The following is a 20,944-nucleotide window of genomic DNA, read 5'->3' on the forward strand; positions in this document are numbered from 1 at the left end:
GTCCGTGTGGTCAGGCCGGGTCCATCACCAGGTGTTTCCGGTGATGCGCCGGTAGACGTCGATGTAGCGCTCCCGAGTGCCGGCCACGACCTCGGGCGGCAGCTCCGGGCCCGGCGCAGTGCGGTCCCAGCCGGTCGTCGCCGACCAGTCGCGGACGTACTGCTTGTCGTAGGAGAGCTGCGGCCCGCCCGGCTTCCACTCGTCGGCGGGCCAGAAGCGGGAGGAGTCGGGGGTGAGCACCTCGTCGGCGAGCACGATCTCGCCGGCCGCGTCGATGCCGAACTCCAGCTTCGTGTCGGCGACGATGATCCCGTTGGCGGCCGCGGTCTCGGCGCCACGCGTGTAGACGGCCAGGGTCAGCTCGCGCAGCCGCTCCGCGCGCTCGGCCCCGATCAGGTCGACGACCTCGCCGAACGTCATGAACTCGTCGTGCTCTCCTACCGCGGCCTTCGTGGTCGGCGTGAAGATCGGCTCCGGCAGCTTCGAGCCCTCGACGAGCCCGGGTGGCAGCGCGACCCCCGAGACGGTGCCCTGCTTCTCGTACTCCTTGAGGCCCAGACCCGCGAGGTAGCCGCGGGCAATGCACTCGACGGGGAGCATCTCCAGCTTCTTGCACCGCATCGCGCGGCCCGCGAACTCGGCCGGCACGTCGGTCGCCGAGACGACGTGGTGCGCGACGATGTCGGCGAGCCGCTCGAACCACCACAGCGAGAGCTGGGTGAGCACCGCCCCCTTGTCGGGGATGGTCGTCGGCAGCACGACGTCGTAGATCGAGAGTCGGTCCGACGCGACGAGCAGGAGGTCGTCGCCGTCGAGGTAGAGGTCGCGGACCTTGCCGCTGTGCACGAGCTTCACAGGATCGCTCCGGGGACGTAGCCGGCTGCGGACGGATGCGCGTCGACGACCTCGGCAACGCGGGCGACGACGCTCGCGACCTGCGACGTCGCGGCGCCGGTGAACCGCAGCGGCTCGCCGAGCAGCCCGTCGAGGGTTCCGGCAGGCAGGCCGAGCCGCTCGTCGCCGGCGAGCCGGGCCAGCAGGTCGTTCTCCGACTGCCCCTTCTCACGCATGGCGAGCGCGACGGCCACGGCGTGCTCCTTGATCACCTCGTGCGCCGTCTCCCGCCCCACGCCCGCACGCACGGCCGCCATCAGCACGGCCGTCGTCGCCAGGAACGGCAGGTAGCGGTCGAGCTCCTTCGCGATCACCGCGGGGTAGGCGCCGAACTCGTCGAGCACCGTGAGGGTGGTCTCGAAGAGGCCGTCGAGCGCGAAGAACGCGTCGGGCAGGACGACCCTGCGAACGACGGAGTCGGAGACGTCTCCCTCGTTCCACTGCGAACCGGCCAGCTCAGCGGCCATCCCCGCGTAGCCGCGCAGCAGCACCATGATCCCGTTGACACGCTCGGTCGAGCGGCTGTTCATCTTGTGCGGCATGGCCGACGAACCGACCTGCCCCGGCTGGAAACCCTCCGTGGCCAGCTCGATGCCCGCCATCAGCCGGATCGTCGTGGCCAGCGACGACGGCCCCGAAGCCAGCTGGACGAGCGCCGTCACGACGTCGAAGTCGAGCGAGCGCGGGTACACCTGCCCGACGCTGGTGAACCCTCTGGAGAACCCGAGGTGGTCGGCCACCCGGGTCTCCAGCGCCGCGAGCTTCTTCCGGTCGCCGCCGAGCAGGTCGAGCATGTCCTGCGACGTGCCCATCGGGCCCTTGATGCCGCGCAGCGGGTAGCGGGCGCGCAGGTCCTCCAGCCGCGCGTAGGCGACGAGCATCTCGTCGGCAGCCGAGGCGAACCGCTTGCCCAGCGTCGTGGCCTGCGCCGCGACGTTGTGGCTCCGGCCCGCCATCACCAGCTCCGAGTACTCGCCCGCCCGCCTGGCGAGCCGCGCGAGCACCGCGACCGAACGGTCGCGCACCAGCTCCAGCGAGCGGCGGATCTGCAGCTGCTCGACGTTCTCCGTGAGGTCTCTGCTGGTCAGACCCTTGTGGACGTGCTCGTGCCCGGCGAGCGCGTTGAACTCCTCGATGCGCGCCTTCACGTCGTGGCGGGTGACCCGCTCGCGCGCCGCGATCGAGTCGAGGTCGACCTGGTCGATCACCCGCTCGTAGTCGGTGATCGCCGCGGCAGGCACGTCGACACCGAGGTCGCGCTGCGCGTGGAGCACGGCGAGCCAGAGCTGCCGCTCCAGAACGATCTTGTACTCGGCCGACCACAGCTCGGCGAGCTGCGGACTGGCATAGCGGGCGGCCAGCACATTGGGGATCACGTCGGGGCAGTCTACGTTCTGCCCGTTCAGCTCCTGCGCAGCGCGGGCACCAGCACCGCGGCGACGACGAGGTGCAGCACGATCAGCGTGGTCATCGAACCCGGGTCGGCCGCGCTGGTGAGCGGGCCGGCCAGCGAGAGCAGCGTGACGACCAGCGCCACGGCCGTCCAGATCGTCCGCGCCCGCTGCGTGCGACGCTCCAGGATCGCCAGCAGCGCCCAGCCGAGCAGCGACGGGACGAGCGCGTTGAGGATCACGGCGACGACGCCGATCTGCATCGGCGCTCCCGCCATGGTCACCTGCGGATCGACGCCGACCAGCACGGCGATCCCCCACACCACGACGGCCGCGACGGTGGCGCCGGCGACGGCGAGCACCCGGTTGCGGAGACGGGTGGCTGGATCGGCAGCTGCGGAAACGGGCGTGCTCGTCATCTGGGTCCCCCTCGGGATAGGATTGGTTATGCGGCTAAACATTAGCCGCATAACTAAATCTCCCGCAACCCCGGAGCCGATCACGTGGACGAGCAGCAGGCCGAGGCGTTGAACCACGCCATCCGGACCATCGGCATGCGCCAGCGCGCGATCGGCGGCTGGCTGCTCGGCAAGCTCGGGCTGCACCCCGGCCAGGAGGTGTTCTTCCTCGAGATCGACGCCAACGGCCCGCGCACGCAGTCGCAGCTCGCCTCCGCCGCCGGCTGCGAGGCCCCGACGATCACCAACTCGGCGCGCAAGCTCGAAGCAGCGGGGTTGATCGTCCGCCGCCCGTCACCGGACGACCGCCGGGCCGTGATCGTCGACCTCACCGACAAGGGCCGGGCGCTCGTCCCCGATCTGAAGGCGGCACTGCACGAGCTCGCCGACCGGACGCTCGCCGGCCTCACCGCACAGGAGCAGGACGAGGTGCGCAGCTCGCTCGACAGGCTGGCCGCGCTCCTCTCCCGCGAACAGGGCTGCGGGCCGCACCCAGAGGTCGACCGCTAGATCGGAGGGCAGCCTTCGGTGCGTCGCGGGAAGGGCAGGAAAGCCACTTTCCTGCCCCGTGAGGGCCGGAAAGTGGCTTTGCTGCCCTCGTTGCAGAACGCACGGCACGCGCCCCCAGGCCCAGGTGCTGCGCCGTCACAGGTTGCGCAGCAGCACCTCGCGCGCCGCGGCCCGCGGGTCCGGGTCAGCCTCGATCAACGCGCTGATGACGGCCCCGTCCACGAGCGAGACGAGGTCACGCAGCTCGACGGGGTCGAGCGGGTGGCCGGAACGGTCGAGGATCGCCGTGAGCAGCGCGTCGAGCTCCGCGCGCAGGTCACGCATCAGCGGTGCGAGGTACGGACGCCGACCCGCGCCGACGAGCCGCTCGTAGCGCAGCAGCACGGCGTCGAGCCCGCCCTCGCGCGACTCGGCGCCGAGCAGCAGGTCCAGCACGAGCTCGGCCAGCTCCTGCGTGCCGGCGCGGCCTTCGACGAGCGTGTCGAGCTGCGCCCGTCCCTCCGCGAGCTCGTCGCGGCCGGTGCGTTCCGTCGCCGCCGTCACGAGATCGTCGAGCGAGCCGAAGTAGTACGTCGTCGAGGCGAGCGGCAGCCCGGCCCGCTCGGCGACCGCACGATGGCGCACGGCGTCGAACCCGCCGGTGAGCAGCAGCTCGGCGGCAGCGGTCACGAGCTCCTGCCGCCGCCGCTCACCCTTCGCCGTACCCATGGCCCGATTGTTCCCGCGGGGTCACAGCCGCGGAGCGAGGTACTCGGCAACCGCGTCGACGCGGTTGTCGAACGGTGCCCGAGCGCCTGGGCGACCTGGACGAACGCTCACGGTCACCGTCCCGCGGGACGTCGTCTCACGCCGTGCGACGACGCCGCCGTCGGGATCGTGTCCACCCGGGGCACCGGGCGGGAGGTAGACGACGCTGAGCACGCCCGTCGCGCCGGAATCGGCGACCTCGAGGTTCACGCCCCGTTCGCCGCGCGGCCGGCACTCCATCGTCGTCGCGGCCTCCGGAGCGCCTCGCACCTCCGGAAGGGCCTCCTCCACGATCGAGCGCAACGCGGGGTCCTGCCGGTCGGCGCATTCGCTGGTACCGGGCCCCAGCGGCTGCGCACCACCCGAGGCGATGCGCGGTTCGTCGGGAGCGGGTTGCCCGTCGGGCTGCTCCTCCGGAGCCTTGCTCTCGGGCTGCGCATCGTCGGACTGGCCGGACCCACCCGCGAGGGGCTCACCGGCCTGCCCCGCTTGGCCCTGGCCCGGTGCCGGGTCCTGGCCCGCTCCCGGCGCGGGGACGACGGGCGCCGCTTCGGCGGGGGCGCCGCCAGTGGCATCCCGCTCGGCAGGCGGCGGGCCGTACGCGTACGGCGAACCGTCCTGCGCCGAGCCGGGCGCACCCGCATCCCCCGCGTACGGCGCCGAGGCCGTCGTCGCGGAGTCCTGCGATGTGGCCATCGGGATCGCGATCCCGCCCCCGATGCCGACGAGGACGAGCACACCGAGCGCGCCGCGGACCATCATCGTGCGGCGTGCCGTGATCCGGTTGGACGCAACCACCACGTCGTCGTGCCCGAACGCAGGCGGTGGCGCGGTGTCGGCTGCCGCGGCGCGGAACAGCGCAGCGATGTTGTCGTCGTCGGTCATGTCCCCCACCTCCTCAGCCTGCTGGTCGTAGATCGTCGAGTGCGTCTCCGAGCGAGGCCCGCAATGCTGCGAGGCCGTGCGCGGTCTGGCTCTTCACCGTGCCTTCCGAACATCCGAGCGCGGCCGCCGTCGCGGCCACGTCGAGCCCTTCCAGGTACCGGAGCACCAGCACGGCACGCTGGCGCGGCGGCACCGTCTTCAGCCCGTCGACCAGCACGTGCCGGGTCGCGACGGCATCCGTCGCCGACGGCACGCTCACCTTGTCGGCGGGATCGGCCGTGAACCGCTCCCTCCGCCACGGTCGGCGCGACTCGTCGACCACTGCGCGGACCAGAGTGCGTCGCATCCACGCATCGAGTGCTGCCTTGTCCCGGATCTTGCGCCAATGCCGATGCAACGCCACGAACGCCGACTGTGCGTGGTCGTCAGCCCGGTGCCAGTCACCGCACAGCAGGTACGCGGTACGCCGCACGGCGTCCTGACGCGCGCGGAAGTACTCGGCGAACTCCCGCTCGCTGGCCTCGTCCACCCGGCCGTTCCCTCCTCCCTGCGCTGAGCGTCGACAAGCGCGAAGCGAGACCGCTCGCGCGAGAGACGCAGGGACCGTCGCACACGGTTGCACGGCTCAATCGGGTTCCCCCCAACGGTCCAACGTCGTAATCGTTCCGTGACTCTTGCGCGACCAGTTCGACGCCTCTGGTTGAATCAGATGTCGTGCGACCCACATCACGCGCCCGGCGGGCGGCCGGCGATGCCCCGATCGATCTCCGCTCCGACACCGTCACCCTCCCCACGAAGCAAATGCGCTCCGCGATGGCGGCCGCCGATGTCGGCGACGATGTGCTGGATCGCGATCCGACGATGCGCGAGCTGGAGCAGCGCACCGCGAGCCTGCTGGGCGCGTCGGACGCGCTCTGGACCCCGACCGGCACGATGGCGAACCTCATCGCCCTGATGAGCCACCTGCGCCGCGGCGACGCGTTCCTGGCCCCGATCGGCGCGCACGTGCTCGACTCCGAGCTCGGCTCGGCCGCGTGGCTCGCCGGCGGGATGCCGCGCCCGCTCGAGCACGACGCAGGGCCCGGCAAGGTCTCGCCTGCCGCGGTGCGACGGGCCGCCGGCAGCGCCGGACCCTACTTCGCGCTGCGCACGACGCTGCTGTGCCTCGAGAACACCCACAACGCCTCCGGCGGCACGGTCACGGCACCCGAGGAGCACGCCTCGGTCGCGGCCGCCGCCCGGGCGGCGAAGCTGCGGGTGCACCTCGACGGGGCGCGGATCTGGAACGCCTCGGTCGCGCTGGGCGTGCCGCCCGGAGCCCTCACGGTGGGCGCCGACACCGTCCAGGTGTGTCTGAGCAAGGGGCTCGGCGCCCCGCTGGGCTCGGTGGTCGCGGGGTCCGCCGAGTTCGTCGAGGAGGCGCGCCGGCTGCGCAAGATGCTCGGTGGTGGGGTCCGGCAGGGTGGTGTCGTCGCGGCGGCCGGGCTGGTGGCGCTGGACAACATCGACCGCCTCGCCGACGACCACACGCGGGCCAGGAAGCTCGCGGACGGTCTGGAGGAACGCGGCTGGCAGGTGAGCAAACCCGCCACAAACATCGTGCTGATCAGCACCGCCGACATCGACGGCGAGCTGCGCCGGTTCGAGGCGGTCGGGGTGCGCGCGGCGCCCATGTCCGGACAGATCCGACTGGTCACCCACGCGCAGATCTCCGACGCGGACATCACGACGGCGCTCGATCGGATCGGCCCCGCCGAGCCCGGCCGCGGCGAGCCGGCGCGCAACGGCGCGGGTCCGTCGGGCCGCTCGCTCAGGCGGGGCGGCTCGCGCGCTCCAGCGCGTCCAAGCGGGCGCTGATCGTCCGCAGCTCGGAGAGCACCGCGGCGAGCTGCGCCTCGGTGCGTCCGACGTCGGCGGAGACCTCCTGCAGCTCCTCCTCGACCTCACGAGCCGCCTCGGCCGTGCTGGAGCGCAGGTTCGCGACGAACCAGCTCGCGATCGATGCGGTCACCACGCCGAGCAACGCGATGCCGGCGACCATGAGCGAGGCCGCCACCACCCGGCCCTCGAACGTCACGGGGTATCGGTCGCCGTAGCCGACGGTCGAGATGGTCGTGAGCGTCCACCAGACGGCCTCGCCGAACGTCGTGATCGACGAGTCGGGCGCGTCGCGCTCCGCGTCGAGCACGGCGAGCGAGGCGACGAATCCCACGAGCACCACTGCGCCCACGACGTACACGACCACCCGACCGCGGACGTCGTCGCGCAGCTGGCGGTTCAGGACGCTGATCACCGTGATCACCCGCAACGCCCTGAGCTGCCGGAACATCGGCAGCAGCAGGATCAGCAGGTCGACGAGGTGGGTCAGGACATAGCGCACTTTGCGCTCGGCCAGCACGATCCGGACCACGTAGTCGAGACCGAACAGGACCCAGGTCCCGGTGAGGACGATCTCCAGCAGCGTCGCACCGGTCGGATCGATCGACGTGTCGAGCACCGACCACGCGTAGGCGGCGAGGAACACCACCGCCAGCCCGGCCAACGGCATGTCGACCTTGCGGTCCCAGGCTGCGATGCGTGGCTCGTCGGCGCTCGACATGCCCCGCAGGGTAGGCAAGCCACGCCCGGAACGGGACCAGCAGAACTACCGGGAAATCCAGCCCGACATGCGGCGCAACGCCTCCTCGACGTCCTCGGTGGCGCCGGCGCAGGAGAACCGGACCCAGCGGTGGCCGTCGACGGGGTCGAAGTCGATGCCGGGCGCGATCGCGAGCCCGACGTCCGCGAGGAGCCGGTAGACCAGGTCCATCGAGTCGCCGGTGAGGTGCGAGACGTCGGCGTAGATGTAGAACGCCCCGTCGGCCGGCGCGAGCCGGTTGATGCCCATCGCCGCCAGACCGTCCAGCAGCAGCCTGCGGTTCACCGCGTACCTGGCGACGTGCGAATCGGCCTCGGCGTAACCGGCCGGCTCGAACGCGCCCAGTGCCGCCCGCTGCGCGAGGGCGGGCGGGCAGACCGTGAAGTTGCCGGCGAGGCAGTCAGCGGCCCGCAGCAGCCGCGGCGGGAGCAGCAGCCAGCCCAGCCGCCACCCGGTCATCGAGAAGTACTTCGAGAACGAGTTCACGACGATCGCCTCGCGGGAGGTGCTCCACGCCGAGGACGTCGCAGGGGCGCCCTCGTACGAGATCCCGTGGTAGATCTCGTCGCTCACCAGCTGCACCCCGGTGCGCTCGCAGTACTCGGCGAGCGCCGCCAGTTCGGCCGGGTCGAGCACCGTGCCCGTCGGGTTGGCCGGGCTGGCGACGATCAGGCCCTTCACGGGCTCGTCGAGCGCCTCCAGCATCGCGACGGTCGGCTGGTACCGGGTCTCCGGCCCGCACGGCAGCTCGACGACCTCGCAGCCGAGCGCGGTGAGGATGTTGCGGTAGCAGGGGTAGCCGGGGCGCGCCATCGCGACGCGGTCGCCGGCGTCGAACGCGGCGAGGAAGGCGAGCAGGAAGCCGCCGGACGAGCCGGTGGTCACCACCACCTGCTCGGCGGGAACGTCGATCCCGTAGACGCGCTCGTAGTGGCCCGCGATCGCCGCACGCAACTCCGGAACGCCCAGCGCGACGGTGTACCCGAGCACGTCGCCCTCGATGGCGGCAGCGGCCGCCGCGCGCACCGGCTCCGGTGCCCGGGTCGACGGCTGCCCCGCGGAGAGGTTGACCAGATCGCCGTGGGTTCGTTGGCGCTCCCCCGCCGCCGCCCAGACGTCCATCACGTGGAACGGCGGGATCTGGGCGCGGGTGGCGACGGCCGGCATAGCTGCGGTGGGGTGAGCGCTCACGCCGACGAGCGTAAGGGCCTGAGCGGCGGCGGCCGCCCTCCCGTGGGAGGACGGCCGCCGGATCATGCCGCTTGCTGTGTACGAATCGCCTTAGAACAGGCCACCCAGGGTGCCGGAGACCAGGTCCGTCGCCGAGAAGCGGTCCGAACCGCCCGACCCGGAGTCGTTGGAGCCGGACTCGTCCGCATCCTCCGACTCGTCGTCGGCGTCGTCGGAGTCGGCGTCCTCGTCGTCCGCCTCGTCCGAGTCGGCATCCGCGACGTTCTGGCTGGCCCCGCCGCCGAGAACCCCGTCGAGCACGTTGACCGGCAGGTCGACCGGGAGGTCCACCGGGAGGTCGGGAAGCGCAACGAGGTCGGTGACACCGTCGAGGACGTCGAGACCCGGTGCATCCGGCAGCTCGGCCGGCAGCGACGGAACGACACCGACGGCCGGGATGGCCGAGAACAGGTCCGGGCCCGGAAGCGCGCCCAGGGCGTCGGTGCCGGGAAGCGCCGGCAGACCCGGAAGCGCACCCAGCGCGTCGGTGCCGGGAAGCGCCGGCAGACCCGGGAGCGCACCCAATGCGTCGGTGCCGGGAAGCGCGGGGAGCGCAACGGCGTCGGCGCCGGGGAGCGACGGCAGGGCCGGGAGGGCAACGGCGCCGGCGCCCGGGAGCGACGGCAGGCCCGGGAGGGCGAGCGCGTCCAAACCGGGAACCGACGGAAGGCCCGGAAGCGCCGGAAGCGCGTCCACGCCGGGGAGCCCGCCGCCCTTGAAGGACTGGACGTCCGCCCCACCGAGGTCCGGGGTGGACGGCAGACCGAGGTTGGTCAGGTCGGTGATGTTGACGGGGAGCCCACCACCGAGGAGGGAGTCGGCAACACCGGTGTCGACGGGCAGCGACGCGAGGTCGAAGCCCTTCGGCGCGTCGTTGACGGTGACAGCGCCGAACGCGTCATCGTCGGTGATCGCGCCGTCGACGTTGATCTCGGCGGCGCCGGCCTGTCCTGCGACGGCCAGCATGGCGAGCGGCGCGCCAACCACGCCGACCGCCGCACGACGCGCGATACGAGCAGTCTTGCTCGGCGCGGCGTGCCGTGCACGTGCGTTCTTTGTCATGCGCTTCCTCTTGTTCTCGGGGGAACGAACGGTCGACCCGGACCCAACTCCGGCCCTCGGCCGTCACGGGGAGCAACGACGGCATAGCCCGTCCGGGCAGGAAAACCATCCACTTCCACCCATTTGGACGCAAGTGCTGACCCCCTGTCAGACGGCACCCGATTGGCCTCCAAAAGGGGCCATATGCACGCACGATGCGTCACCGTGACGGCCACGAAACTCTTCTTCAACATCACCCGATCGGGTGGCAACCTAACTCGGTGTCGGTGCAGCGATCTCGCCGTTCACCGCGCGGAGCGCGATGTCGGTGCGATGGTGTGACCCTGCGATGTGCACGGCGTCGAGCCTGCGGTAGGCCTCGGTCCGCGCCTCGTCGAGGTCGGCACCCGTCCCCACGACCGAGACCACCCGGCCACCTGCGGTGACTACGGCACCATCGTCGCGACGACGGGTGCCGGCGTGCAGCACACCCTCCGCTTCGGAGCCCGTGATCACGTCACCCAGCCGTGGGGTGCCCGGGTACCCCTCCGCCGCTACGACGACGGTCACCGCCGCACCGTCGGACCACTGCAGCGACGGGAGGTCGGCCAGCTTGCCGGTCGCGGTGGCGCACAGCGCGGCCGCGAGCGGCGAGCGCAGTAGCGGGAGCACGACCTGCGTCTCCGGGTCGCCGAAGCGGCAGTTGAACTCGATCACGGCCGGGCCGGACGACGTCAGCGCCAGCCCGGCGTAGAGCAGACCGCTGAACGGCACGTCGCGACGCACCAGTTCGGCGGCGACGGGCGCCACGACGTCCCTGACGAGCGTTTCGGCCAGGTCGGGGTCCGCCCACGGCAGCGGTGCATACGCGCCCATGCCGCCGGTGTTGGGCCCCGACTCGCCGTCGCCGACCCGCTTGAAGTCCTGCGCCGGCAGCAACGGGACCACGGTCTCGCCGTCGACGAGGCAGAAGAGCGAGACCTCCGGCCCGTCGAGGTACGACTCGAGCAGCACCGGGTGCCCGCCGTCGAGCAACGTGCAGGCGTGCGCGCGGGCGACGTCGTAGTCGGTGGTGACGACAACACCCTTCCCTGCCGCGAGGCCGTCGTCCTTCACGACGTACGGCGGCTCGAACCGGCCCAGCGCGGCGTCGAGACGAGCGGGGTTGTCCACCGTCTCCGACGCGGCCGTGCGGACGCCGGCGGCTGCCATGACGTCCTTGGCGAAGGTCTTCGAGCCCTCGATGCGGGCGGCGGAGGAGGACGGGCCGAAGCAGGTGATCCCCTCGGCCCGCACGGCGTCGGCGACACCGACCACGAGCGGGCCCTCCGCCCCGATCACGACGAGGTCGGCGGACCAGCGCCGCGCCAGCGCCGCGACCGCAACGGGGTCGTTCGCGGCGACACCCAGCTGCTCCGAGACGGCGGCGGTGCCGGCGTTTCCGGGAGCGCACGCGATGGCCGTCACTTCGGGGTCCTGCGCCAATGCGAGGACGATGGCGTGCTCACGAGCACCGGATCCGACTACCAGGACGCGCACGTCGTGGAATCCTAGGGGCTGTCCTGTAGGCCGGGGGCCGCGGGCTTCGGGATCGAGGTTGCTCCTGGCAAGGCGCCGCCGCGATCCGTCATACCTGGCGTATCCGGTCGTGGCGGCAACGCCGCCAGGGGCGATCTCGGCGCGAAGAGCGTGGTCCGGGGCCTACAGGACAGCCCCTAGCCGGCAGCCGACGAGCAGCTTCAGACGATGCGGTGGTCGACGAAACACCACCGCCAACGCTCACCCGGTTCGAACGACCGCATCACCGGATGCCCGGTCTCCTTGTGGTGCTGGGTGGCGTGCCGGTGCGGGCTGGAATCGCAGCACGCGACGTGCCCGCAGGTCATGCACATCCGCAGATGCGCCCAGACGGTGTCACCGGCCGCGAGGCAGTCGTAGCAGCCGCCCCGGTCCTCTGGGACCGGTTCGGACCACGAGGGCGCCTCGAACGGGGTGGTGTGCTCGCAGCTCATCATGGGACATCCTGCTACCCGTGACGATCGAGGACACCAGGTACCCATGCACATCGAGGTGACGCTGCTCGCGTTGGTCGTCGGATCGCTCGCGTTGACGTGGGTGTGCCGGCGGTTCGACGTCTCCGCTCCGCTCGTGCTCGTGGTCGCGGGGATCGCCGCGTCCTTCCTGCCCGGCGTCGAGCTGGTCGAGTTCGACCCCAACATCGTGATGCTCCTCGTGCTGACCCCGTTGCTGTACTCAGCGGCGCTGGAGTCGTCCTACATGGGCATCAAGGCCAACAGGCGGCCCATCGGGCTGCTCGCCGTCGGGCTCGTGGCGTTCAGCACCTTCGGCGTGGGCCTGGTGGCCTGGTGGCTGGTGCCGGGGCTCTCGCTCGCGACCGCGCTGGTGCTCGGCGCGGTCGTGGCGCCACCGGACGCGGTCTCCGCGCTGGCGGTCGGCCGCAGGCTCGGCCTCCCCCGCCGGGTCATGACCATCCTGGGCGGGGAGAGCCTCGTCAACGACGCGACTGCGCTCACCCTGTTCAGGGTGTTCCTCGCCGCCGCGGCAGGGGCCGGCACGACCGTGCTCGGCGCGACCGGCATGTTCCTGCTCGCGGCGGTCGGCGGGACGGCGATCGGGTACGCGGTCGGCTGGCTCGTGCACCACGTCCGGCGCAGGTTGCACGACCCGACGATCGAGGCCGCGCTGGGTCTCGTCGTCCCGTTCGTCGTGTACGTGCTCGCCGAGCAGGCGCACACGTCCGGTGTGCTCGCGGTTGTCGTCGCCGGCCTCTACCTCGGCCACCACGCCCCGCAGAGCGGCTACGCGACCCGCCTGCAAGAGGCGGCCGTCTGGCGCGCGAGCGACTCGATCCTGGAGTCGATCGTGTTCGCGCTGATCGGCCTGCAGCTCACGTCGGTCGTAGCCGAGGTCGGCGAGATCGGGCCGTTGATCGTCAGCGGGATCGTGGTCACTGCGGCCGTCGTGCTCGCCCGCATCGTGTGGGTCTTCCCGGCGACGTACCTCCCGCGCGCGCTCTTCCGCGGCGTCCGCAAGCGCGACCCGATGCCGAGCTGGCACGTGCCCGCCGTGATCTCGTGGTCGGGGATGCGGGGTGTCGTCACGCTCGCCGCGGCGTTCGCGATCCCACCGGAGCTTCCGTACCGCGACGAGATCGTCTTCCTGGCGTTCTTCGTGACGGTGGCGACGCTGCTGCTGCACGGCCTGACGCTGCCGACGGTGATCCGCAAGCTCGGGGTGCGCGAGAACGGGTTCCAGGAGGACATGCTCGCCGAGGCCCAGACCCAGTACGACGCGGTGCAGGCCTCCATCGCGCGGCTGGACGAGCTGACCGCCGAGACCGGCAGCGCGACCGCGCACACCGCCGAGAAGCTGCGCCGGTTCGCGCAGCTCAACGCCAACGCCGTGTGGGAGCAGCTGGGCCGCTCCGACGAGGAGGCCGGGGAGAGCCCCGGCGCCGCGTACCGGCGGCTGCGCCGCGAGATGCTCACCGAGGAGCGTGAGCTGTTCGTCGACCGGCGCAACTCCGGCGCGATCGACGACGAGGTGCTGCGCCGGGTTCTGCGGCGGCTCGACTTCGAAGAGGCGATGCTGGCCAGGGACGAGGCCAACTAGGCCCGTCCCTCAGCCCAGGAAATCAGCTAGCACCGCGGTCGTCTCGGTCGGCCGTTCCTCGTGCGGGAAGTGCCCGACCTCCGGGAGGACGTGCACGGGCCGCGGGCGGCTGATCCACCGGTCCGACGCTGCCGCCGTCGCGGCCAGCACCCACGGGTCCGCGGCGCCGTGCACCTGCAGCACCGGGACGTCGACGGGAGTGGCCATGGCCGCGGCGTAACGGCGCCCGTCGGAGCGCAGCTGCGATCGCGCCGCCCACCGGAAGTACTCCAGGCTGCAGTGCGCGACCGGATGGATGCGGATGGCGCTGCGATACTGCTGGACGGCGACCTCGAAGTCGACGGATCCGGCCCACTGCCGGCCCGACCACGCCCGCATGATCCGCTCGGCGCCCGCGCCGTCGTGCAGTCGGAGGCTCCGTTCCGGCCATCTCGGGACCTGGAAGCCCAGCACGTGGCGAGCGGTGGCCCGGCCTTGGCCACGCGGTTCGTGCACCACCGCCGCACGCAGGGCCATGGGGTGCGGGGCGGCCAGCACCGCGAGCGAACGGACCCTGCGCGGGTGCAGCGTCGCAAGCGTCCAGCCGATGGCGCCGCCCCAGCCGTGCCCGACGACGTGCGCCGACGTCTCGCCCAGCGCGCCGATCAGGCCGCCGACGTCGCCCGCGAGCGTCCACAGGTCGTAGCCGCGCGGCGGTTTGTCGGAGGCGCCGTACCCCCGGAGGTCGGCCGCGACCACGCGGAATCCACGGGCCGAGAGACCGGTGAGCTGGTATCGCCACGCCCACCAGAACTCGGGGAAGCCGTGCAGGAGCACGACGAGCGGCCCGGTGCCGCACTCGGCGACGTGCAGGCGGATCCCGTTCGCCGAGATGTCGCGGTGGGTCCACGGTCCGGCGAGCCGGACCGACGACGGGTCGGGGCCTGTGGCGCCCCGCACGTCGTCAGCGGACGGTTGCGCTGTGCCGGCCGCCGAGCTCGTGCGGTGCGACCGCGCCGTTCTGGTCGCCGCGCCCGATCTGCGAGAACACCTGCGCCGACTCCTTGAGGCTCTCGATCGTGCGCTCCGGCTTGCGGATCTTGCGCACACGCAGGTAGCCGAGGAAGGCGAAGAGCCCGGCCGCCAGCAGCATCACGCCGAAGACGATGCCGAAGGCCGCGGAGCGCGGCAGCCAGATGGCGAGCACCTCACCGAGCGCGAAGAACAAGAAGAACAGGCTGAACAGCAGGATCACGAGCGCGACGATGAAGAAGATGCTGCCCTGGAGGCCCTTCTTGACCTCCTTCGTCACCTCCGCGCGGGCCAGTTCGACCTCGGCACGGACGAGCGTCGACACGTGGGAGGTGGCCTCACGCACGAGCGCGCCGATCGACTGCTCGCTCGGATCCTTGACGGGCTCCGGCGCAAGCGGGATCGACGGGAGAACGGGCGGAACCTCCGCGCCGTTGGAGCTGGTCGAGCTGGCCACCGTGGTCCTCCTGCACGTCCTGCTCGGGTGATCGATGATCGGACGACCCATCCTTCCACGGCGCCCGTGCGGGTGCCGTGTCAGGACTCGGGCGCGTCCGGGCGAGAGTGCGCGCGCCCTCTGCGCACGAGCAGGGCCGCGCCCAGCAGCGACGCGATGGCAGAGGCGAACAGCACCGCTGCCTTGGCCGACTCCAGCGCCTCCCCCTCCAACGACAGCTCACTGATCAACAGGCTGACGGTGAACCCGACACCGCCGAGCGTCGAGACGGCGGCCATGTCCCGCCAGCTCAGCCCGCGGGGCCGGCCCGCCGGCGTCAACGTGATCACCAGCCAGGCCGCGCCGAGGATGCCGACGAACTTGCCGACGAGCAGCGCCGTGAGCACGGCGAGCGGGAGCGGCTCGGTGAAGACCGTGCGCAGCGCCGCGGCTCCGACCGGCACCCCGGCCGCGAACAGGGCGAACACCGGGACGCACAGCCCGGCCGACCACGGCTGCAGCCGGTGCTCCAACCGCACCGCGGGCGCGTGCTCCTCGTCGTCGTCCGGCCGGACCCTCGTCAGCAGGCCGAGCACCACCCCGGCGATGGTCGCGTGCACCCCGGCCTCGTGCACGGCGGCCCACATGAGCACGGCGAGCGGGACGTACAGCCACCAGGCACGCACGCGCCGGCGCTGCAGCCACCAGTACGACGCGGCGACCGCCGCGGCGACGAGCAGCGCGAGCACGTTCAACCCGCTGCTGAACACGACGGCGATCACGACGATCGCCCCGAGGTCGTCGGCGACGGCGAGACCCAGCAGGAAGACACGCGCGGTGACGGGCAGCGCCGAGCCGGCGAGCGCAAGCACCCCGAGCGCGAACGCGATGTCCGTCGCGACGGGGATCGCCCACGCCTTCTCGATGCCCGGCGTGCCGTAGGCGAGCACGAGCGTGACGAGCGCCGGGACGACCATCCCGCCGAGCGCGGCCGCGACCGGGAGCAGCGCCTGACTCAGGGACGACAGCTCACCGACCACGAGCTCGCGCTTGAGCTCGAGCCCGACCACGAAGAAGAAGATCGCCAGCAGCCCGTCGGTGGCCCACTGCCCGATCGTCAGGTCGAGGTGCAGCGCGGCCGGCCCGACCCGTAGATCCCGCAGCGCCGTGTAGACGTCACCCCACGGCGAGTTCGCCCAGATCAACGCCACGGCCATCGCAGCGAGCAGCACGACGCCCCCGACGGTCTCCGTGCGCAGGTAGCGCGCGAACTCGTTGACGGGGGCGGTGACACGACGGGAGATGACACGACGGGGGATGACACGGCGGGGGATGCGGCGAGCGGTCACGGGCGGCTCCGATTCGGGTACGGCAAGGACATCGCCGACCAGACTTCCCGGCACACCGCGCTGGACCCTACCCCGGAGGAGGCTCAGCCGCTCATTCGTCGGGCCGCCCGCGGAGCCGTTTGAGCTGGCCACGGCGGGTCTTGGCATCGACCCGCCGGCGCTTGGCCGCCTTCGAGGGCTTGGTGGGGCGACGCTTCGCGGGCTCGGGCGCCGTCGCGGCGCGCAGCACGTCGGCGAGCCGCTCCCGAGCGGCGTCGCGGTTGCGCAGCTGGCTGCGGAACTCGGAGGCGGCGATCGTCAGCACACCGTCGACGAGCCGCGCCCCCAACCGGGCCAGCGCACGCTCGCGCAGGTGCTCCGGCACGGAGGGCGAACCCGCGAGGTCGAACGACAGCTCCACCCGCGAGTCGGTCGTGTTGACGCCCTGCCCGCCGGGCCCGGACGCGCGCGAGAACCGCCAGTGCAGCTCCCTCTCGGGCAGCACCAGCGGACCCCGCACAAGGAGATCGCCGTCGGACACCCGCACAGGATGCCCGAACGGCGGCCCGTCAGTCCTCCGACTTCCCGTCCTTGAGGCCCGAGGAGATCATGTCCATGACCGAGGAGTCCGCGAGCGTCGTCACATCGCCGACCTCACGGTTCTCCGCGACGTCCCGCAGCAGCCGGCGCATGATCTTGCCCGAGCGCGTCTTCGGCAGCTCGTCGACGACCATGATCTGCCGGGGCTTGGCGATCGGTCCGATCTCCTTCGAGACGTGGTCGCGCAGCGCCTTGATCGCGTCGGCGCCCTTCGCCTCGTCCTGCGCGACGTTTCCGCGCAGGATCACGAACGCCACGATGCCCTGGCCCGTGGTCTCGTCCGAGGCGCCGACGACCGCCGCCTCCGCCACCGTCGGGTGGCTGACCAGCGCCGACTCGACCTCTGTCGTCGAGATCCGGTGCCCGGAGACGTTCATCACGTCGTCGACGCGACCCAGCAGCCAGATCGCGCCGTCGTCGTCGTACTTCGCGCCGTCGCCCGCGAAGTAGTAGCCCTGGTCCGCGAAGCGCGACCAGTACGTCTCGCGGTAGCGCTCCTCGTCACCCCAGATGCCGCGCAGCATCGAGGGCCACGGCTGGTCGAGCACCAGGTAGCCGCCGCTGCCGTGCGGGACCGGCGTGCCGGACTCGTCGACGATCGTGGCGCCGATGCCCGGCAGCGGGCGCATCGCCGAACCGGGCTTGGCCGCGGTGACCCCCGGCAGCGGCGAGATCATGATCGCGCCCGTCTCGGTCTGCCACCATGTGTCGACGATCGGGCAGTTGTTGCGGCCGACGTGCTCCCGGTACCACATCCAGGCCTCGGGGTTGATCGGCTCACCGACGCTGCCGAGCACCCGCAGCGACGAGAGGTCGAACTTCGCGGGGATGTCGCTGCCCCACTTCATGAACGTGCGGATCAGGGTGGGCGCCGTGTAGTAGATCGACACCCCGTACTTCTGGATGATCTCCCAGTGCCGACCCTCGTGCGGGGTGTTCGGCGTGCCTTCGTACATCACCGAGGTCGCGCGGTTGGCGAGCGGCCCGTAGACGATGTAGCTGTGCCCGGTGACCCAGCCGATGTCGGCGGTGCACCAGTACACGCTCTCGCCGGGCTTGTGGTCGAAGACGACGTTGTGCGTGTACGCCGCCTGCGTCAGGTAGCCGCCGGAGGTGTGCAGGATGCCCTTGGGCTTACCGGTGGTGCCCGACGTGTAGAGGATGAAGAGCGGCTGCTCCGAGTCGAACGGCTGCGCCTCGTGCTCGTCGGACTGCTTCTCGACGAGCTCGTGCCACCACACGTCGCGGCCGTCGGTCCACGGCACGTCGGTCTCGGTGCGCTTGACGACGAGCACGTGCTCGATCGTCGGCGTGCCGGCGACAGCCTCGTCGGTGTTCTCCTTCATCGGGGCGGGCTTGCCACGCCGGTACTGCCCGTCGGACGTGATGAGCAGCTTCGCCTCGGCGTCCTCGATGCGCGACTTCAGCGCGCCGGGTGAGAACCCGCCGAAGACGACGCTGTGCGCGGCACCGAGGCGCGCGCAGGCCAGCATCGAGAACACGGCCTCCGGGATCATCGGCAGCTGGATCGCGACCCGGTCGCCCGCGGTGACACCCAGCTCGGTGAGCGCGTTCGCCGCCTTGCACACCTCGCGCTTGAGGTCGGCGTAGGTGATCGTGCGGGTGTCGCCGGGTTCACCCTCCCAGTGGAACGCCACCTGCTCGCCGTGACCGTCCGCGACATGGCGGTCGACGCAGTTGTAGGCGACGTTGAGCTCACCGCCGACGAACCACTTCGCGAACGGGGCCTCCCACTCGAGCACCTGGTCCCACTTGCGGTTCCAGTGCAGCCGGTCGGCCTGCTCGGCCCAGAACGCCTCGCGGTCGTCGTCGGCGCGGTCGTACCACTCCGCTGTCGCGTTCGCCTGCGCGGCGAACTCGTCGCTGGGCGCGAAGCTGCGGCTCTCGGTCGAGAGGTTGCTCAGCGTGGGTTCCTGGGCGGCCATCTTTGCCCTCCTGGTCTGGGCGTCTCGCTGATCTGGGCGTCTCGCCGGACGGTCACCGCCCGACTACGCGGTAGTGCTGCACGACGCTAGTGGGCCGATCCGCTGATCGCACCGTCGGTCCGGACAGACCCGGCACGGTCGGCATGCGGTCGTGAACGGTCGACAGGCGGTCGAGGAACGTGGGTCGCATCCCGCGATCGGCATCTGCGGGTGGCAGCATGCCCAAGGTGGCTCCGACCCGAACGAGCGACCCGCTTGCGCCCCTGCTCGAACTACCCGGCGTGACCGAGGCGGTCGAGAAGGCGCGCTCATCGCTCGTCGCCGTCCACAACCATCCGGTCAACCAGCGCGGCTGGCCGGCGACCGCCGCCGAAGCGGGCCTCCGCGCGGCCAGGGCGTCCGCCGCTCTCGACGGCGCGCCGCTCGACGCAGGCGACGGCACCGCCGTGAGCGATCCCGTGCTGGCCGGGGCGGTCCGGGTCGCCGAGGAGCTCGGCAGGCTCCTCGGGATCTGGCGGACGTCACCGCTGCAGGCGCTGGCCCGGCTCCACCTCGTCGCCGCGGCCGACCTCGTGCCTGCCGAGCGGCACAGCACCGAGCTGGGCCGCCCTACGACGTCGGCGCAGGTCTCCGCGCGGCTGTCGCTGCTCGCCGACCTCGTCACGGGCGCCACCGCCGTGCCCGCGCCCGTGCTGGTGGCCGTGGTGCACGGGGAGCTGCTCGCGCTGGAGCCGTTCCCCTCGGCGAACGGGGTGGTGGCCCGGGCGGCGGCGCGGCTGACGGCGGTCTCGGCCGGCCTCGACCCGAAGGGCCTCGCCGTTCCCGAGGTCGGTCACCTCCGCTCGGCGGCCGAGTACCGGGCGGCAGCCGGCGAATTTGCGGGCGGAAGCCGGGAAGGGCTCACGAGGTGGTTGCTGCACTGCTGTGCGCAGTGGGAGGCCGGCGCCAGCGAGGGCCTCTCCATCGCGAAGTCCCGGGAATAGGTGACGGGCGGCACCCCTTTGCAGGGATGCCGCCCGCCGACGCGAACTTCGGGGTCCAGGCGTGCACTACGTGTCGTGTTGTGGCCTCGGCGTCCAGCGTCCCGGTACGCAGGCCCACGACGACATGCCTCCCGCGGCGTGCTGTGCGTGGAGTGCCCGATTTCCGCGTACGGAGCCCTACCGGGGGAGACGGGTGCTTCTCCACCGCACCGCCCCTGGCCGTTAGGAGTCCGTGACCTCTTTGTAGTCGGTGATGGGGAACACATCAAGGCCTGAATTTCGTGCACCGGTTCAGGCACGGAGGGTGTCGTACCTCTTGCGAGCCGACGACCGATGACCCAACTGATCACGAACTGATCACGAACGACCGGCCGCGCGGCGCCTGCGCAGCCCGAACCACCCGATCCCGAGCAACGTCGCCGCCGCGCCCACACCGGCAGCCGCCACCAACGTCGACGTCGACGGCTGGAAGCGCGAACGCAGCGCCACCGGGTCCATGAACATCAGGATCGGCCAGCCGCGGTCGGAAGCGACCCTGCGCAGCGCGCGATCGGGGTTGACGACCGTCGGGTGGCCGACCGCCTCGAGCAGCGGCAGATCGGTGATCGAGTCGGTGTACGCGCGGCAGTCCTCCAGCCGGTACCCGCTCTCGGCGGCGATCGCCCTGGCCGCGTCGGCCTTCGCCTCGCCGTAGCAGTAGTACTCGACCTCGCCGGTGTACCGCCCGTCCACCACGCTCATCCGGGTGGCGAGGCACCTGTCGGCACCGACGAGCGCGGCGATCGGCTCCACCACCTCGGCACCCGAGGCGGAAAGCACGATGATCTCGTCGCCCTCCGCGCGGTGCTCGGCCATCAGCTCGGTCGCCTCGGCGTAGACGAGCGGCTCGACGATCTCGTGCAGCGTCTCCGCGACGATCTCGTGGATCTGCGCGACCTCCCAACCGGTGCACAGGGCCGTGAGCCGCCTGCGCAGGAGGTCCATCGTGTCCGCGTCCGCGCCGGAGAGCAGGAGCAGCAGCTGCGCGTACATGCTGCGCAGCGCCGCCCGCCTGCTGATCAGGCCCTGCCGCCGGAACGGGCGGCTGAACGCGAGCGCACTGGACCCGGCGATGATCGTCTTGTCGAGGTCGAAGAAGGCTGCCGCCTTCGCCTGTCGCTGCGGGAACTGGTTCGGGTGCTGCTGCAGACCGGACACGTCGAGCGAGCTTGCC

General features: G+C 71.7%; 21 protein-coding genes. 4 read left to right on the top strand and 17 right to left on the bottom strand.

The features are described from left to right. Window positions 1-24: 24 nt before the first annotated feature. From LL648_RS03145 to LL648_RS03155, 3 genes are read right to left on the bottom strand one after another with little or no spacing between them, the layout of a single operon-like run. Complete coding sequence (locus tag LL648_RS03145; protein WP_232660825.1) at window positions 25-855, bottom strand: phosphoribosylaminoimidazolesuccinocarboxamide synthase; 831 nt, start codon at window positions 853-855, stop codon at window positions 25-27. Beyond that, window positions 852-2,270 carry an adenylosuccinate lyase gene (gene purB, locus LL648_RS03150; protein ID WP_232660826.1) on the bottom strand — a complete coding sequence of 473 codons (1,419 nt, stop codon included), beginning with the start codon at window positions 2,268-2,270 and terminating at the stop codon, window positions 852-854. The genes LL648_RS03145 and purB overlap by 4 nt, the downstream gene beginning before the upstream one ends. 26 nt (window positions 2,271-2,296) lie before the next feature. Then, window positions 2,297-2,704, bottom strand: a complete 408-nt coding sequence (locus LL648_RS03155; RefSeq protein WP_232660827.1) for a DUF6069 family protein — start codon at window positions 2,702-2,704, stop codon at window positions 2,297-2,299. A gap of 84 nt (window positions 2,705-2,788) precedes the next feature. Between LL648_RS03155 and LL648_RS03160 the strand changes: the two genes are divergently transcribed. Beyond that, window positions 2,789-3,253, top strand: a complete 465-nt coding sequence (locus LL648_RS03160; RefSeq protein ID WP_232660828.1) for a MarR family winged helix-turn-helix transcriptional regulator — start codon at window positions 2,789-2,791, stop codon at window positions 3,251-3,253. A 135-nt stretch (window positions 3,254-3,388) separates the two neighbouring features. On the opposite strand, the gene LL648_RS03165 is transcribed toward LL648_RS03160, so the two are convergent. The 3 genes from LL648_RS03165 to LL648_RS03175 are packed head-to-tail and all read right to left on the bottom strand — an operon-like array spanning window position 3,389 to window position 5,414. Then, window positions 3,389-3,961 (bottom strand): TetR/AcrR family transcriptional regulator, encoded by a 573-nt coding sequence (locus tag LL648_RS03165; protein ID WP_232660829.1) that lies wholly within the window; start codon window positions 3,959-3,961, stop codon window positions 3,389-3,391. A gap of 21 nt (window positions 3,962-3,982) precedes the next feature. Next, window positions 3,983-4,885 (bottom strand): hypothetical protein, encoded by a 903-nt coding sequence (locus tag LL648_RS03170; protein WP_232660830.1) that lies wholly within the window; start codon window positions 4,883-4,885, stop codon window positions 3,983-3,985. A gap of 13 nt (window positions 4,886-4,898) precedes the next feature. Continuing rightward, on the bottom strand, window positions 4,899-5,414 hold the full coding sequence (locus tag LL648_RS03175) for a SigE family RNA polymerase sigma factor (RefSeq protein ID WP_232660831.1): 516 nt from the start codon (window positions 5,412-5,414) through the stop codon (window positions 4,899-4,901). 185 nt (window positions 5,415-5,599) lie between these two features. Here LL648_RS03175 and LL648_RS03180 point away from each other — a divergent pair, with 185 nt between their 5' ends. Further along, a complete protein-coding gene (locus tag LL648_RS03180) occupies window positions 5,600-6,742 on the top strand; it encodes a threonine aldolase family protein (RefSeq protein WP_308190233.1) in 1,143 nt (380 codons plus the stop codon). Here the strand turns inward: LL648_RS03180 and LL648_RS03185 are convergent. The 5 genes from LL648_RS03185 to LL648_RS03205 all read right to left on the bottom strand — a co-directional run bounded on the left by LL648_RS03185 (window position 6,696) and on the right by LL648_RS03205 (window position 11,809). Next, the gene (locus tag LL648_RS03185; protein ID WP_232660832.1) at window positions 6,696-7,484 is read right to left on the bottom strand and encodes a potassium channel family protein; all 789 of its coding nucleotides are present in this window, start codon (window positions 7,482-7,484) and stop codon (window positions 6,696-6,698) included. The genes LL648_RS03180 and LL648_RS03185 overlap by 47 nt on opposite strands. 45 nt (window positions 7,485-7,529) lie before the next feature. Then, window positions 7,530-8,690, bottom strand: coding sequence for a pyridoxal phosphate-dependent aminotransferase (locus LL648_RS03190; RefSeq protein WP_232660958.1), 1,161 nt, complete (start codon window positions 8,688-8,690; stop codon window positions 7,530-7,532). A gap of 114 nt (window positions 8,691-8,804) precedes the next feature. Beyond that, entirely contained in the window at window positions 8,805-9,815 is a 1,011-nt protein-coding gene (locus tag LL648_RS03195; RefSeq protein ID WP_232660833.1) for a hypothetical protein, read from the bottom strand. A 252-nt stretch (window positions 9,816-10,067) separates the two neighbouring features. After that, entirely contained in the window at window positions 10,068-11,333 is a 1,266-nt protein-coding gene (purD, locus tag LL648_RS03200; protein ID WP_232660834.1) for a phosphoribosylamine--glycine ligase, read from the bottom strand. Between the two features lie 200 nt (window positions 11,334-11,533). Continuing rightward, the gene (locus LL648_RS03205; protein ID WP_232660835.1) at window positions 11,534-11,809 is read right to left on the bottom strand and encodes a UBP-type zinc finger domain-containing protein; all 276 of its coding nucleotides are present in this window, start codon (window positions 11,807-11,809) and stop codon (window positions 11,534-11,536) included. 43 nt (window positions 11,810-11,852) lie between these two features. Here LL648_RS03205 and LL648_RS03210 point away from each other — a divergent pair, with 43 nt between their 5' ends. Then, window positions 11,853-13,427, top strand: coding sequence for a Na+/H+ antiporter (locus LL648_RS03210; protein WP_232660836.1), 1,575 nt, complete (start codon window positions 11,853-11,855; stop codon window positions 13,425-13,427). A gap of 9 nt (window positions 13,428-13,436) precedes the next feature. Here LL648_RS03210 and LL648_RS03215 read toward each other — a convergent pair whose 3' ends face one another. The 5 genes from LL648_RS03215 to acs form a co-directional block, all read right to left on the bottom strand. Continuing rightward, window positions 13,437-14,366, bottom strand: a complete 930-nt coding sequence (locus LL648_RS03215; RefSeq protein ID WP_232660837.1) for an alpha/beta fold hydrolase — start codon at window positions 14,364-14,366, stop codon at window positions 13,437-13,439. Between the two features lie 4 nt (window positions 14,367-14,370). Next, window positions 14,371-14,895: a phage holin family protein gene (locus tag LL648_RS03220; protein ID WP_232660838.1), complete on the bottom strand. Its 525-nt coding sequence runs from the start codon at window positions 14,893-14,895 to the stop codon at window positions 14,371-14,373. Window positions 14,896-14,975: 80 nt separating this feature from the next. Further along, complete coding sequence (nhaA, locus tag LL648_RS03225; RefSeq protein ID WP_232660959.1) at window positions 14,976-16,178, bottom strand: Na+/H+ antiporter NhaA; 1,203 nt, start codon at window positions 16,176-16,178, stop codon at window positions 14,976-14,978. A gap of 136 nt (window positions 16,179-16,314) precedes the next feature. Further along, window positions 16,315-16,743 (bottom strand): alternative ribosome rescue aminoacyl-tRNA hydrolase ArfB, encoded by a 429-nt coding sequence (gene arfB / locus LL648_RS03230; RefSeq protein WP_232660839.1) that lies wholly within the window; start codon window positions 16,741-16,743, stop codon window positions 16,315-16,317. A gap of 28 nt (window positions 16,744-16,771) precedes the next feature. Beyond that, window positions 16,772-18,748: an acetate--CoA ligase gene (acs, locus tag LL648_RS03235; protein ID WP_232660840.1), complete on the bottom strand. Its 1,977-nt coding sequence runs from the start codon at window positions 18,746-18,748 to the stop codon at window positions 16,772-16,774. Between the two features lie 227 nt (window positions 18,749-18,975). On the opposite strand from acs, the gene LL648_RS03240 reads away from it, so the two are divergent. Next, window positions 18,976-19,731, top strand: a complete 756-nt coding sequence (locus tag LL648_RS03240) for an oxidoreductase (RefSeq protein ID WP_374111966.1) — start codon at window positions 18,976-18,978, stop codon at window positions 19,729-19,731. A gap of 357 nt (window positions 19,732-20,088) precedes the next feature. On the opposite strand, the gene LL648_RS03245 is transcribed toward LL648_RS03240, so the two are convergent. Continuing rightward, window positions 20,089-20,928: an HAD family hydrolase gene (locus tag LL648_RS03245; protein WP_232660842.1), complete on the bottom strand. Its 840-nt coding sequence runs from the start codon at window positions 20,926-20,928 to the stop codon at window positions 20,089-20,091. Window positions 20,929-20,944 lie beyond the last annotated feature (16 nt).

Origin of the sequence: Pseudonocardia sp. TRM90224, assembly GCF_021245725.1 — a bacterium.
In the GTDB taxonomy this organism is placed as follows: Bacteria; Actinomycetota; Actinomycetes; order Mycobacteriales; family Pseudonocardiaceae; genus Pseudonocardia.